Source organism: Gilliamella sp. Pas-s95, from assembly GCF_009795795.1.
Taxonomy (GTDB): domain Bacteria; phylum Pseudomonadota; class Gammaproteobacteria; order Enterobacterales; family Orbaceae; genus Gilliamella; species Gilliamella bombicola.
This window is the reverse complement of record NZ_WTFC01000011.1, coordinates 58469-73118: the sequence shown is the minus strand read 5'-3', so window position 1 is coordinate 73118 and position 14650 is coordinate 58469. Positions and strand designations below refer to the sequence as shown.

The window sequence follows — 14650 nt, the reverse complement described above, 5'->3', positions numbered from 1 at the left end:
TTTTTAAAATCGAATGTATATTTTTTTGCCATAATTTTATTCCCAAAAGTAGATTTAAACAATCCAACTTTTGGGGGGCAGTTCATTAAAGCGAATTCCCTAACAACCCACGCTTTGGCGGCATAATGTGCCTACGGCTATCCGATACCGAAATAAAACAACCGCTATGCCGTTATTCAGATCTAATTGTTCTTTCGGATTTTTATTAACTCATCAACACATTCTTTTGCTACTTGTTTGTATTGTTTTGCTTCCTCTTCGGAAAGATTTTTATCTATTCTTGTTTCAAACAATTCAAAATTACCTAAAAAATCCCATTCAGGTATGGATATTTGTATTTCGCCATTAACAAATACTGAAAACAACTTAATGTCATCTTCACCAACATGTTCACGATAAACAATATTAGTTATCTTTTGAACATCCAAATCTAAATCTTTATCCACTGATAAATTTTCAGGCAGTTTGGTGATAGGCGTATCAAATAAATCCATATTACCGTTAAGTAATAAATTACTCGGTAGTTCAGTTATTGGGTATTGTTGATTTTGTTTTGGTAAATAAAATATTTTGGTTGGCGAGGACAGACGTTTGTAGTTTTGATGGTCAAAATATCTCTCTCAAATTTCAGACAAAATCATTCATAAAAAATTGATTTTATTAATCATTTTAACTTTTCTTTTAAAAAACAAAAATCCTTCACCATATCCAGTCAGTGACAATTCGCCACTTTCTCGGTATGATGTTAGCCATTTTATGATAATTGATTAGGTTTAGTGTGAATATTCAACAATTATTAACGCAACGTGTTTCGCAAGCGATGATTATAGCAGGTGCAGATAAGAACTGTGACGCTTTAATTAAGCAATCAAATAAAGCACAATTTGGTGATTACCAAGCCAATGGTATTATGGCTGTTGCCAAAAAGCTCGGAATGCCACCTCGAGATCTTGCTCAAGCTGTTTTACAACATTTAGATATTGATGATATTGCCGAAAAAGTAGAAATTGCTGGCCCTGGGTTTATTAACATTTTCTTAAAAAATAGCTGGATTGCTGAGCAAAATGAAATTGCTTTAAACAGTGATAAACTTAATATAACTTTGCCGGCAAAACCGCAAACAGTTGTAGTTGATTATTCAGCACCTAATGTTGCCAAAGAGATGCATGTCGGGCATTTGCGATCAACCATTATTGGTGATGCGAGTGTTCGTGTTTTATCGTTTTTAGGGCATAACGTTATTCGTGCCAACCATGTTGGTGATTGGGGAACCCAATTTGGTATGTTAATTGCGTATCTTGAAAAAATGCAAAATGAGCATGCCAATGATATGGATCTTTCAGATTTAGAATCCTTCTATCGTGCTGCCAAAAAACATTATGACGAAGACGAAGTGTTTGCCGAAAAGGCCCGTAACTATGTAGTAAAGCTGCAAAGTGGTGATGAGTATTGTCGTAAGATGTGGCGAAAATTGGTTGATATTACCATGACGCAAAATATTGCCACTTATAAACGTTTAAATGTTACGTTAACGGTTGAAGACACCATGGGCGAAAGCATCTATAACAGTATGCTACCGGGTATTGTTGCCGATTTAAAACAGAAAGGACTTGCCGTTGAAAGCGAAGGTGCAATCGTTGTGTTTTTAGATGAGTATAAAAACAAAGAAGGCGAACCGATGGGTGTTATCATCCAAAAACGTGATGGCGGCTATCTTTATGCCACAACCGATATTGCTTGCGCAAAATACCGTTACGAAACATTACACGCTGATCGCATCCTTTATTATACTGATTCTCGCCAACACCAGCACTTGGAGCAAGTGTGGGCAATTATTCATAAAGCCCAGTATGTGCCAGAATCTTTAAAACTTGAACACCATATGTTCGGTATGATGCTAGGTAAAGACGGTAAACCATTTAAAACACGTTCTGGCGATACCGTAAAATTAAATGATTTGCTAGATGAAGCTTGCGAACGTGCAACAACATTAATTCGTAGCAAAAATCCTGAGTTAACAGAACGCGAGCTTGCCGAAATCGTTGACGCAGTGGCCATTGGTGCAGTTAAATATGCCGATCTTTCTAAAAATCGTACTACCGATTATGTTTTTGATTGGGATAATATGTTGTCATTTGAAGGCAATACCGCACCTTATTTACAATATGCTTATACCCGTGTGTTATCAATATTTAAAAAATCGAATATTACCGAAGAGAGCCTAACAGGTATTATTAGTTTAGAAACCGATAAAGAGCGTGCTTTAGCAACACGTTTAATTCAATTTGACGAAACAATTTCAACCGTAGCAAGGGAAGGTACGCCACATGTGCTTTGTGCTTATCTTTATGACATTGCGACGCTGTTTTCAAGTTTTTATGAAAACTGCCCTATTTTAACGGCCGACAGCGAAAGCTTGAAGCAAAGCCGCTTGAAATTGGCTTGTTTAACAGCGAAAACACTGAAAATTGGTCTTGATATGTTGGGTATTAAGACGGTCGATAAAATGTAGGTAAACCGCCACCGATGTGAATGCATGGGTGGCAGTTTTTGCTAACATACCTAGTATTAACTAAATATGATCCGGTTTATTGTTCGTCATCAAAATAAGTTAATGGCTTTGTTGCTGTTATTTATTGCGATCTTTGCTATTCGTTTATATCCACATCCCCCTCTTTCAGAGCAATTGAGCTTTTCAAAGCGTTATTATGATAACAGTAACCAATTAATTCGCATGACATTAGCCAATGATGATCGTTATCGGTTATGGACACCTTTAGAAGATATTTCGCCCGATATTGTTAATGGTTTGTTACTGCACGAAGATCAATGGTTTTATTATCATATTGGTGTTAATCCATTTAGCTTGATGCGCGCTTTTGGCGCAACTTATTTAACTGGGGGCAATCGTCAAGGTGCATCCACAATCACCATGCAACTAGCCCGCATGCATTGGCGGTTAAATACTAGAACTATTGGCGGTAAATTGCATCAAATTGCTAGGGCAATACAGTTAGAATTAATGTATTCTAAACATGATATTTTAGAGGCTTATTTAAATTATGCCCCTTTTGGACGTAATATTGAAAGTGTTGGCGCGGCATCATTTATTTATTTTAATAAACCACCTTCGCAAGTTAATTTGCCCGAAGCATTAACACTGGTGGTTTTACCGCAGTCCCCAACCTATCGGGTTGATCGTAAAACAGGATTTGCTGGTAAAGCGTTAGTTAAAGCACGAAATCAATTATTTGATCGTTGGCAAGAAAAATATCATGTTGATAGCCATATCGCGGCGCTTTTTTCGCAAAAGTTGGTTTTGCGTCAACCAGAACGAGTGCCCTTTGTGGCGCCCCATTTTGTGAATCAAATCATTCACCAGCAACACGACCAAACCCAAGAAGTCAAAACCACATTAGACAGCAATCTGCAAAAGATCATCCATAACCAAGTCAACGCGTTTATCGAGCGTAATCGTTTGAAAGGCATTAATAATGCCTCAGTGATTTTGGTTGATACACAGACAATGAAGGTTAAAGCACTGATCGGATCGGCTAATTATTTTGATAATTCAATTCAAGGTCAAGTGAACGGCACACTTGCCAAACGTTCACCGGGCTCTACGCTTAAACCGTTTATTTATGCGCTTGGCATTGATCAAGGTGTTTTGCATCCCCGAACCATTTTAAAAGATGTAGCAACCGATTTTGGTTCATATACACCCGAAAATTTCGATCGCAATTTTCGTGGTCCTATTTCGGCTACCGATGCGTTAATTCATAGCCGTAATATTCCTGCGGTATGGGTTGCATCAAAATTGAATAACCCCACTTTTTACCAGTTTTTAGTCAACGCCCATATCCAAAAGCTCGCCGATGAAGCGCATTATGGCTTGTCTTTAGTGTTAGGCGGCGGTGAAGTGAATTTGCAAGAATTAGTCGGCTTATATGCCATGCTAGCCAATGATGGGCGCTGGCAACCACTGCAATTTACCGAATCGGAAACGCTTCCCGAACCGGAAAAGTTGTTAAGCCCACAAGCGGCATTTATGACTATCGATATGTTAAAACAAAATACCCGTCCACAAGATGTGCTAAGCAAAATGCAAAAAAATGTAGTACCTGTTGCTTGGAAGACAGGTACCTCATGGGGCTTTCGTGATGCTTGGACTGCAGGTACTTTTGGACACTATGCTATGGTGGTTTGGCTTGGTAACTTCGATGGCAGCGGCAATAATGCCTTTGTAGGCGTCGATGCTGCCACACCGCTCTTTTTTAATATCGTTGATAGTATTAACGCTTATTATCCTAACTTGCGTACGTCCAATCGCCCATTACCGCCAAATTTAAAACGCATTGATATTTGCCTAACCAGTGGCAATTTACTGACCCAGTGGTGTAAAGCAAAAGGTAAAACGTGGTTTATTCCTGGGGTTTCTCCTATTAATCCTGATACTATTTTCAGACCTGTTATGGTCGATAATCAAACAGGTAAAGCGGTTTGTCCACCTTATGATTTAGCCACCTCTCACTTAGCTGTTTTTGAATATTGGCCGTCCGATTTAGCTGCTATTTTTGCTAAAGCAGGTATCCCGAAAAAAGCACCTCCTTCAACAAAACATTGTCGTTCATCACAAAGCTATTTAGGTGAACCGCCTAAAATAACGTCACCACTCAAAAATGTGGTTTATCAATTTCGAACAACAAAACAAAAAAATGAACAAATTAGTTTTACCGCTAATAGTGATGGCGATGTTAAAACACTTTATTGGTTTGTCAATGACAGTTTTATTGGGCAAACCGATCCCCGAAAGGCAATTAGCTGGATCCCAACACAAAGCGGAACGTTTAAAATTTTAGTGCTTGATGACCTAGGGCGAAGTGATTCAAGAAGTATAAAAATTGAACTATTTGATTAATAAACATGATAGTTAACCTGAAGTAAGTAAGTAACTATCATCATCAATTTCTAAGCTACATGATTTGTTTAACTATATTAATTTCTAATCCATCAACATGCTCTTTAGCAAAGTTGGCAAATTCTACAAAATGAGGCGTTGCATTGTGAAAATCAATAGCCTGTTGTGAAGCCCATGTTTCGATCACAACAAAGATGTTAGGGTTATCAATACTTTGATTAAGTTCATAGCGTACACAACCTATTTCGGCTCGACTGCCTGTAACTAATCGTTTCAATATTGATTGAAATGCATCATAAAATTCTGGTTTAACGGTGATTGTGGCAACAATATTTAATTGGTTCATGTTAACTGCCTTATATTTCAAAATAATTGGTTAGCACAGTATACGCTTGGTATTACGAATAATCTAAAACAGAATAATGAGATGAATAATCTCATTTTTGTGACGTTTAATTATTATTATTAAATAATAGGTTACCATTTAATTTTTTATTTTATGGATAATTTGTATTTATTGAACACTTTTTTTTTAGTTGAAAATCTAAAAAATAATACTTTAACCATTTCATTTATTTATATATTTTATGAATTATAGTGCTTGCTATTCAAAATATTTTGGTTAGAATTTCTGCAATTTTTAATCGATTAGGTATAAGCGCAATGAACACTTGTAAATCAATAATCCTACTAAATAAAATTATTGATATTACTTTTATCCTCCTTTTTGGGGGATTTTTTTTGCCTATTGCGCTCGATTTTATCCACTTTATTTAAAATGATTGCATTGTAGAGGCACATTATGATTGAACATAAAAACATGTTGTTAACCACAAGAGACCAAAGTTTAAAAGCCTATTTAATGAATAAAATTAAACAAAATGGCGGATGGGTTAATGCTCATATGCATGCCGATCGTGCTTTTACTATTTCGGTTGATAGTTTTGATGTTTATCAAAAACAGACCTTAATTGAAAAATGGGATACATTAGATAAAGTCAAAGCATCAATGAGCGAAGATGATTACTATCGTCATTTTAGTATGGCGGTTGAACGTATGATTGAGCAAGGCGTAAGTGCAATGGGATCGTTTGTTGATATTGACCCTATCACTCAAGAACGGGCAATTAAAGGAGCGTTAAGAGCACGCGAAACCTATAAAAATGACATCACTATAAAATTAGTCAATCAAACACTCAAAGGCGTTATCGATAAAGAGGCTCGTTATTGGTTCGATAAAGGCGCTGATTTAGTTGATATTATTGGTGGTTTACCACGTCGTGATGAGCGCGATCATGGTGAAGGAATGGGACTTAAACATCTTGATGTACTAATGCAAACAGGTAAATCATTAGGCAAAATGGTGCATGTACATGTTGACCAGTTTAATTCTCAAGATGAAATCGAAACAGAACAACTTACCGATAAAACCCTTGAACATGGTATGCATGGTCGCGTTGTTGCTATTCATAGCATTTCGATCACAGCCCACAGTTTAGAATATCGCCAAAAACTCTATAAAAAAATGAAAGAAGCAAAAATGATGGTAATTGCCTGTCCATTTGCTTGGATCGATAGCCCACGCCGTGAAGAACAAGGCCCTACTCGTAACTCACTTACCCCAGTTGATGAACTAGCTGCTGCTGGTATTCCTGTTGCTATTGGTACAGATAATGTTAGTGACTATATGTTACCATTTTCAACTGGCAATATGTGGGAAGAGCTTAAATTGTTAGTGACCGGATGCCGTTATACTGATTTAGATAATGTAATTAATGTAGCAACCAAAAATGGACGAATGGTGCTTGGGCTTGAATAGTTAATCATATTTATTAAATAAAAACCCCACAAACAAAATGATGTTGTTTGTGGGATGTTATTTTGCTTTGCATCACACTGATGTGATTAGATTATCTTTTCTAAAAATTTAAATATAAACTTTAATTAGTTATAAATATGAAAGATCTCTAATAATATCGTCAAACCGTGATTTTAGTTCGGTTAATTGCTGTTCTTTTGCTGCTTGAAGCAAGCTATCTTTAGTTTTCAACACTCCTTCACTGTGGTTGCGCAAATTAGAGGGCACATTACCAGAATAAATATAATCATGTTTTGCCGATGTTTGAACAATGTCAAATTTTTTATTGTAACTATAAGCACCATGAACATCAATTTCAGTGGTCAAGGTTAATTTATTGCTATGGGTCACCGTTTTTAAATTAAATTGCTGATCTTTGTAGGTTTTAACTTGCTTTTTGTTGCCGTTTTCGTCAGAAACTTCAACAAATTTATCAAAGACTTGTTCGGTTTTAGTTTCATTGTTAACTGATTGCCCAAGATCAGCAAATTCAACGTTTGTCGTAATTCGGATTGTGACATCTGCCTGACTTGGTTGATAAGCAATGAATTCTATAAAGTCCTTACTTAAGATATCTAATACAAAAGATTTTAACTCTAAAGAATTATAATAGACTTTAATTTTCCCTTTTTTTGTATAATTATTTGCTTGTGAATCTGCATCACGAAATAATCCGTATTGACGATAAGTAGCAGCAGCCGAGGCGTAATATTTAGCAATTTCACGAAATTGATAACGATGCGTTGCAGTCTTTGCTAGTTGTTGTGCTTGTTCATAAGCAATCTCTGCTTGTTGAGTAGAGTATTTTCTATCATTATCAATAGAAAGTTTATCACTATCTTTGTACTTACCAAGCGGTTGATATACCGCTGATGCGTTATTAAATGCCTCGGCAGCGGCTTTAAAATCACCTTGTCGTTCTAACATTTTGCCTTGGTCATAATACTCTTTAGCCGCAAGTTGCATATATTTTGTATTTGCATTTTTGTACAAACTTTCGATATTTTTATAGTTGTATTGCTCAAGCCCTTTTCCATATAAATCGGCTCTTATTCTATAACTTTCACTGTTGGTGCCAGTGATTGAATTGCCATAATTGTAGTACTCTTTAGCAATATTTTGTTGTAATTGTGTAGTGTCATATTTGTTATCGAAAAAACTGATTTCTTGGCTATAAAAACGATCAGTTAATCGCATTTTCATGGCTAATAGGTTTTCGTAGCATTTTATTCGTGTGGCATAATCCGAGTTATTGGTGTTTAAAAGGCTTGTTTCATAATGTTGCATGACATTACTGACTATATTTTGCAGTCGTTGTATATCTTGTTTTCCAAATTCTGCAGGGCCTTTGTCCTCAATGCTGTCACCCAATAGGTTGATACTTTCTAAATATTTTCCTTCTTTATAAGCATCTTCTGCTGTACGTATATGGCAAGCAGTTAATAAAAACATAAAAAAAATAGCTATGATTATACGCATAATTTTCCTTTCAATTCATTGTAGTTTTGTGCTCGTTCATCTATTTATTATGATGAAAACTGTTTTAATTGAGCTTAATGAATAAGCTAGTTGATGAGTTTATTATAAATTGTCTCTAATTTATTAACTTTTTTTGCTAAAGTTGAGCAAAATCATCATTATCGATGAGTGAGATTATTTTAAGGTAATATGAAGTTTACAATTTAGTCACACGGTTTACAGTTATTTGTTCAATACGGAGATGAAAATACATACTAGTACCTTATCACAGACAAGCGATAGGAACTTTCATAGCAATTTGAGTAAAAACGTCTTATGAGTTTTTAGCAGATTATTCGTATCATGAAAAATAAACAACTCGCCATCTAGTCACCTAATATTAGTCAATATCAATGATATGTTGACACATTAACAGTCATTAACAATTTTTAACGATATGCTTGTTGATTAAATTAACATTAATTTATTACTCTATACAGTAGTTATAGAAAAAATGGCTAATCTGATCATAATTGAGTAGAAGATTTTTACTTCCCAAAAGGATCGTAGTCAAGTGAATAAACTTATCCTTAAAACTATTAATGAGAATAATATTAGATAGCCATAAATAAAAAATACCGGATCAAAAATTTAAAAAATGGGTAAAATAATGATTAAACAATTTATAAAATCTGTTGTTTATGTATCTATATTATTTCATTTGTTTCCAATGAGTTATTCTAACTATACTGCGCAATCAGCACAGGTTATTCATGGAACGAGACCTTCTTTATCACCGCAAATAGAAGAACATATCGATGATTTAAATTTATTTGGTCTAAAGTCAAATGATGAAGAGTATTTCGGTGATGAAGAAATAAAAAACATCTCGCTTTCCGGCTATTCCCCATTAAAAAGCCAATTATCATCAATACTAAAACAGCCTAATAGTGATGAATTTTTTGATTCTGATGGAGATGAATTTGAAATACTCAACCTAAGGAACCAATATCAAATTAATATAACTTGGTATTATACTAATATAAATAATGAGTTAGTGGAATTTACTCCTAGCAGTAAGGATACTTTTTGTAGCTTATCCACAAGAGGCATGTACGCGCCTTTTAAAGTAAAATTATCTGCTAATTTAGATTTATATTCAAAGTATGGCGTACCGAATAACAAAACCTATCCAAATGAAGAGAACGCAACTCTCCCAGCTAAAATGTATACCATATTAAGACCAAACGATGCTTTTATTTGCTTTGCAAGACCTGCTTTAAGCCCCAATGTTAATGAAAGTGAAAAAAAACAATGGGATTATCGTTATGGTTTCTTAACTCAATCGATTAGCAATCCATCTGAAAACTTTCCAACTACAGGTTTTTATGGAGCTAAATTTGACCTACTTTTATCCGACAAAAGAATGGTTTCAAACTACACTTGGGCAATTAAACAAGGCAGTGATCTTGTTACTCTAACCAATCATCCTAACTTTATAACAATAACTTTTAATACGGCTGATGCAAAAGATCCAGGAAAAGCTTGGCAACATGTTATGGGTTCTGATTCTGGGTATACCGTAATAATTGAGGGAAGACATAAAACCACAAATAAAACTATCCAATATGCATTTACCATTACTAAATGGTTTGACACTTGGAAACAAGATACTAATGAAGCAGGAGAACTAATAGCTCTTAGAGCTCCTCTTGAAGAGGTAGTAGCTGCATGTAACGCCAAAAGTGGGCATTATCATGTAAGCCACTCAAATGAAATAAGTAATGCGCCGTTTGACAGTAGTACTAGGTATACTACATATACACGTGAAATAGGTTCATTATTTAGTGAATGGAGTGATGTAGTTCAAAGTGCTTATCCCGGATCTTTTGGGCCAGATCTTGAGAAGCAATCATCAGTAGCTATTAGAAGGTATTATGTATGGGATATAAATGAAAAAAAATATTGTGATGTACACGCTCACAATAGTAAATACCATTGCCGTAGTGAACATGAAGAGAAAAATGCCGTATGTGCCTCTACACCTAAACAAAAAAATATTAGATACGTTCTTATCCCTCGTCCACGTATGAATTAAAGGTGACAGTAAATTCTGTCACCACATTCAATAATAAACTAACCAATCGTTCTTTTCCTGTTTTGGGTGGATGGTTCTTCCTCCAAAAACACACAGAAAAAACATTGATTTTATTTAAGTTTTTAATTGGTGTTTTGGCTGTTCTTCCCCCTTAAATAAAGTATATTATTTAAGGGTATGTGGAGTTTATTTTTTTGTTGTCGCTTGACGTGGTGAGCGTGATGTTTTTGATAAATTGGTTAATTTAGCTCGTTTTGGTTTGATAATTCTTCTATCTGAAGCAGAATTAGTGGTAAAGCTCTTAACTTCTTGTGGTAAACCGACAAGTTCTCGTAAATAATTTACCGAATCAATGCCTAGCTCCATCCATGTTCCACGCGATAATCCTTTAGGTAAAGTGATATTACCGTAGCGGATCCGTAATAATCGGCTAACTTGCACTTCTACCGCTTCCCACATACGACGAACCTCTCGATTACGACCTTCGGTTATCACAACATTAAACCATTGATTAATTCCATCGCCACCTTGCGATTTAATTGATTTAAATGATGCTGGACCATCCTCTAGCTGTACACCTTTACGTAACTGAAAAATCTGCTGATCGGTAATTTTACCGAATACACGCACGGCATATTCGCGTTCAATTTCGTGGCGTGGGTGCATTAGGCGATTTGCAAGTTCACCATCTGTGGTAAACAATAATAAACCTGATGTATTGATATCAAGCCGCCCAATATTAATCCAACGTGCATTTTTTAAACGTGGTAAACGTTCAAAAACGGTTGCCCGTCCTTGAGGGTCATTACGCGAACAAATTTCACCTTCAGGTTTGTAATAAGCAAGCACTCGGCAAACTTCTTTTTCTTTGCTTCTAAGCGGAACTAAATGACCATTGATGCGAATTTTTGGACTGGCATTAACATCAACCCGATCACCTAATATGGCAATTTTACCATCGACACTGATTTTACCGGCTATAATCATCGCTTCAATTTCGCGACGTGAACCATGTCCTAAATTAGCTAATACTTTTTGTAACTTTTCTGTGTTGTCATGTGCCGATGTTTTACCTATTGCTGTTGATGCAATTGGCTTTTTCGGTTTTTCATTGGCTTTGTTTTCTTTAGCCTTAAGGTTACTGTTTTTTTTGGAAAATTTTGGTAATGCAGATCTGCTATTTTTCATATTATCCTCGCTGTTACCTTCTCAGGTATCATCTTTTCTATTCACTTTATTGTCTGAATGTTGACAATAAAAAACGGTCATTTATTCGAATGGTTTAGTGTCTCCACTTCCTTGACGAATAATTTCTGGATAGCTATTAGTTAAATCAATCACAGTAGTGGGTTGTTCACCAATATAGCCTCCATGCACAATCGCATCAAGCTGGTGCCCTATTCTATCTTCTATTTCGTCGGGATCGGATTGCGCTTGATCATCATTAGGTAAAATTAATGTCGCGGTCATTAATGGTTGCCCTAATAATTCAAGTAGGGCTAAATCAATTTTATTATCTGGTACACGTAATCCAATGGTTTTACGTTTTTCGTTCATTAATCGACGAGGCACCTCTTTACTAGCTTGTAAAATAAAAACATATTTGCCCGGTGTATTATTTTTTAATAATCGAAAAGTCGTATTATCAACAAAAGCATAGCAAGATAGCTCAGAAAGATCACGGCACATTAAAGTAAAATTGTGATGTTTATCCAGCTGACGAATTTGGCAGATGCGATCAACGCCATGTTTGTTATCCAATAAGCAACCCAATGAATAGCCTGAATCAGTCGGAAAAGCGATAACGCCACCGTCATTTAATATTTTAACAACTTGATCTAATAATCGAGTTTGAGGATTATCTGGGTGAATATAAAAAATTTGGCTCATAATTTATTCTATATCAATTTTTAGTGTTTAGTTCAATGCCATCAATATTTAGGCAAAACGTCAATATAAAGTCATTTAGTCTTAATTTATTTAGCATTTCCAATTATGCCAAATTGGCGTAACGCTACCTGGCAATGGCATTGTTTTGCCTAAGTCTAAATAATTAACTAAATCATGAAAATCCGAACCTTGTGATGCTAACATATCAAATTCATTGGCTAATTTAGCTAATCGATGTAAATCATCTTGCGTTTGCCTGCTTTGCGAAACCTCAATTGCATCACCACCACAGTCTTTAAATTCATTCAGTAATAATTTCAATTTAGTTAAGGTTAGATCATAACGACTTGGATGTGCAAGCACCGCTTGCCCTCCTGCCATGTGAATGGCATTAACCGCATCAGCAATGCTACACCATGTTGCAGGCACATAAGCATATCCCCCTTTGCCTAGGTATTTTTTAAATGCGCGTTTGATGTCCTTAACATAACCATTAGCAACTAAAAATCTTGCAAAATGAGCTCTCGAAACAATGTCTCCTTTCGCAAATTGTTGTGCTTGTTGATAAGCATTTTCAATACTAACCTTAGTCAATTTTTGGCTTATTGCCAACGCTCTATTAATTCGTCCTTGCTCTTGTGATGATAATAGTGTCAATAATTGAGGATGCTCAATATCAATATTGAGTCCCACAATATGGATTTCGTTATTCTTCCAAGCCGTCGATATTTCAACACCACTAACTAATTTAATAGGTAAATTTTCACTAACTATCGTCTGTTGGGCCTCAGGTAAGCCTTTAACAGTGTCATGGTCGGTAATAGCCAAAATATCAATTTGGTTATCCACCGCTCTTTTGACAAGATCGCTGGGCGTTAAAACACCATCCGATGCCGTAGTATGAGAATGTAAATCAACGATCACTTTTTTCTCGAAAATTATTTTGAAACGTGTAATATACCACACAATTTGCATGACCACTAAAAGGTATATTATGAAAGATCAAATTATTCTTGCTCAGCAAGATACTAACGCTATTATTCAAGAATTGTTAGAAGATGGTAGCGATCCTCATGCGCTTTATATTATTGAACATCATGTTTCATCGCAAGATTTTGATAAACTAGAAAAAATAGCAGTAGAGGCTTATAAGTTAGGTTATGAAGCAACCGATCCCGATGAAGATGTCGACGATGCTGGCAATGTTGTTATCGGTTTTGATATCATTGCCGAAAGTCCGCTTAATGCTGAATTAATCAATGCTCAAATTGCCGAAATCATCACCCTTACCGCCCAATTTGGCGTCAATTATGATGGTTGGGGCACTTATTTTGAAGATGGAAGTGATGACGATTTTGATGAAGTTGAGCTAATGGAAACACTTCATTAAATATTATTAATTCTTTTTCTGATGAATTATTCTTATCAGGTACATTTCTTCGATACAAGTAGTGCTTTTTAGTTTGCTGATATAATTAATAAAAAGAGAAATGATTTACATTTCTCTTTTTATTAATATGTTTATTTACCATCAAACCAAATAACTTTTAAGAAAACTTTTAAAGCTAATTTTCTGTATCAATTTCATCAAAACTCTTTACTAGCTCATCAATAGCTTTCATCTGTTTTAAAAATGGCTCTAGTTTATTAAGCGGTAACGCGGATGGTCCATCACATTTTGCATGACTCGGATCGGGATGTGATTCTAAAAATAGTCCAGCAATACCAACAGCCATACCTGAACGAGCCAGTTCAGTTACTTGACCACGACGCCCGCCAGATGCAGCGCCCATTGGATCACGACATTGTAACGCATGAGTAACATCAAAAATAACTGGTGAGCCTTTGCTCGCTTTTTTCATAATGTTAAAACCAAGCATATCAACTACTAAGTTGTCATAACCAAAACAACTACCACGATCACAAAGAATAACTTGGTTATTGCCAGCTTCTTCAAATTTCTCAACAATGTTACCCATTTGCCCAGGACTGACAAATTGTGGTTTTTTGACATTAATAACTGCACCTGTTTTCGCCATTGCAACAACTAGATCTGTTTGCCTTGCTAAAAAAGCCGGTAATTGAATCACATCAACCACATCAGCAACCGGTTGACATTGCGCTTCGGTATGGACATCGGTAATAATTTTAATGCCAAACTGTTGTTTAAGCTCTTGGAAGATTTTAAGCCCTTCTTCTAAACCTGGTCCACGATAAGAATGGATTGAGGAGCGATTCGCCTTATCAAAAGAAGCTTTAAAAATATAAGGGATATTCAGTTTATCGGTGACTGTGACATAATGCTCACAGATTTTCATTGCTAAATCACGAGATTCAAGTACATTCATACCACCAAATAGTACAAAGGGTAGATCATTGGCAACAGTAATATCACCAACATTTACTTTTTTTTGCTGCATCATAAATA

Annotated in this window: 12 protein-coding genes; 5 read left to right on the top strand and 7 right to left on the bottom strand. The window is 35.6% G+C overall.

All coding sequences use genetic code 11. The features are described 5' to 3' along the window. Positions 1-182: 182 nt before the first annotated feature. On the bottom strand, positions 183-494 hold the full coding sequence (locus GQ598_RS04585; protein WP_160402548.1) for a hypothetical protein: 312 nt from the start codon (positions 492-494) through the stop codon (positions 183-185). Positions 495-778: 284 nt separating this feature from the next. Here GQ598_RS04585 and argS point away from each other — a divergent pair, with 284 nt between their 5' ends. Both argS and pbpC read left to right on the top strand, forming a co-directional pair. After that, on the top strand, positions 779-2512 hold the full coding sequence (gene argS / locus GQ598_RS04580; protein ID WP_160402547.1) for an arginine--tRNA ligase: 1734 nt from the start codon (positions 779-781) through the stop codon (positions 2510-2512). Between the two features lie 66 nt (positions 2513-2578). Further along, positions 2579-4918: a penicillin-binding protein 1C gene (gene pbpC / locus GQ598_RS04575; protein WP_160402546.1), complete on the top strand. Its 2340-nt coding sequence runs from the start codon at positions 2579-2581 to the stop codon at positions 4916-4918. 55 nt (positions 4919-4973) lie between these two features. Here pbpC and GQ598_RS04570 read toward each other — a convergent pair whose 3' ends face one another. After that, entirely contained in the window at positions 4974-5264 is a 291-nt protein-coding gene (locus tag GQ598_RS04570; protein ID WP_160402545.1) for a putative quinol monooxygenase, read from the bottom strand. Positions 5265-5720: 456 nt separating this feature from the next. Between GQ598_RS04570 and GQ598_RS04565 the strand changes: the two genes are divergently transcribed. Continuing rightward, entirely contained in the window at positions 5721-6737 is a 1017-nt protein-coding gene (locus GQ598_RS04565) for an amidohydrolase family protein (RefSeq protein WP_202112678.1), read from the top strand. 129 nt (positions 6738-6866) lie between these two features. Here GQ598_RS04565 and GQ598_RS04560 read toward each other — a convergent pair whose 3' ends face one another. Beyond that, on the bottom strand, positions 6867-8255 hold the full coding sequence (locus GQ598_RS04560) for a hypothetical protein (protein ID WP_160402544.1): 1389 nt from the start codon (positions 8253-8255) through the stop codon (positions 6867-6869). A gap of 649 nt (positions 8256-8904) precedes the next feature. On the opposite strand from GQ598_RS04560, the gene GQ598_RS04555 reads away from it, so the two are divergent. Further along, positions 8905-10332, top strand: a complete 1428-nt coding sequence (locus GQ598_RS04555; RefSeq protein ID WP_160402543.1) for a hypothetical protein — start codon at positions 8905-8907, stop codon at positions 10330-10332. Positions 10333-10518: 186 nt separating this feature from the next. Here the strand turns inward: GQ598_RS04555 and rluB are convergent, their stop codons facing one another. The 3 genes from rluB to GQ598_RS04540 form a co-directional block, all read right to left on the bottom strand. Beyond that, entirely contained in the window at positions 10519-11520 is a 1002-nt protein-coding gene (gene rluB / locus GQ598_RS04550; RefSeq protein ID WP_160402542.1) for a 23S rRNA pseudouridine(2605) synthase RluB, read from the bottom strand. A gap of 81 nt (positions 11521-11601) precedes the next feature. Further along, the gene (locus tag GQ598_RS04545; RefSeq protein WP_160402541.1) at positions 11602-12222 is read right to left on the bottom strand and encodes an L-threonylcarbamoyladenylate synthase; all 621 of its coding nucleotides are present in this window, start codon (positions 12220-12222) and stop codon (positions 11602-11604) included. Positions 12223-12312: 90 nt separating this feature from the next. Continuing rightward, positions 12313-13197, bottom strand: coding sequence for a PHP domain-containing protein (locus tag GQ598_RS04540; protein WP_160402540.1), 885 nt, complete (start codon positions 13195-13197; stop codon positions 12313-12315). 19 nt (positions 13198-13216) lie between these two features. Here GQ598_RS04540 and rraB point away from each other — a divergent pair, with 19 nt between their 5' ends. Next, entirely contained in the window at positions 13217-13612 is a 396-nt protein-coding gene (gene rraB, locus GQ598_RS04535; protein WP_160402539.1) for a ribonuclease E inhibitor RraB, read from the top strand. A 175-nt stretch (positions 13613-13787) separates the two neighbouring features. Here the strand turns inward: rraB and kdsA are convergent, their stop codons facing one another. Further along, positions 13788-14642, bottom strand: a complete 855-nt coding sequence (kdsA, locus tag GQ598_RS04530; RefSeq protein ID WP_160402554.1) for a 3-deoxy-8-phosphooctulonate synthase — start codon at positions 14640-14642, stop codon at positions 13788-13790. Between the last annotated feature and the right edge of the window lie 8 nt (positions 14643-14650).

What these genes read in the sequence shown, in the direction of transcription:
- pbpC (WP_160402546.1), top strand. Translation starts at nt 2,579, where the DNA reads ATGATCCGGTTTATTGTTCGTCATCAAAATAAGTTAATGGCTTTGTTG.
- GQ598_RS04555 (WP_160402543.1), top strand. Translation starts at nt 8,905, where the DNA reads ATGATTAAACAATTTATAAAATCTGTTGTTTATGTATCTATATTATTT.
- GQ598_RS04585 (WP_160402548.1), bottom strand. Translation starts at nt 494, where the DNA reads ATGGATTTATTTGATACGCCTATCACCAAACTGCCTGAAAATTTATCA.
- GQ598_RS04560 (WP_160402544.1), bottom strand. Translation starts at nt 8,255, where the DNA reads ATGCGTATAATCATAGCTATTTTTTTTATGTTTTTATTAACTGCTTGC.
- GQ598_RS04540 (WP_160402540.1), bottom strand. Translation starts at nt 13,197, where the DNA reads ATGCAAATTGTGTGGTATATTACACGTTTCAAAATAATTTTCGAGAAA.
- GQ598_RS04570 (WP_160402545.1), bottom strand. Translation starts at nt 5,264, where the DNA reads ATGAACCAATTAAATATTGTTGCCACAATCACCGTTAAACCAGAATTT.
- rraB (WP_160402539.1), top strand. Translation starts at nt 13,217, where the DNA reads ATGAAAGATCAAATTATTCTTGCTCAGCAAGATACTAACGCTATTATT.
- GQ598_RS04545 (WP_160402541.1), bottom strand. Translation starts at nt 12,222, where the DNA reads ATGAGCCAAATTTTTTATATTCACCCAGATAATCCTCAAACTCGATTA.
- rluB (WP_160402542.1), bottom strand. Translation starts at nt 11,520, where the DNA reads ATGAAAAATAGCAGATCTGCATTACCAAAATTTTCCAAAAAAAACAGT.
- kdsA (WP_160402554.1), bottom strand. Translation starts at nt 14,642, where the DNA reads ATGCAGCAAAAAAAAGTAAATGTTGGTGATATTACTGTTGCCAATGAT.
- GQ598_RS04565 (WP_202112678.1), top strand. Translation starts at nt 5,721, where the DNA reads ATGATTGAACATAAAAACATGTTGTTAACCACAAGAGACCAAAGTTTA.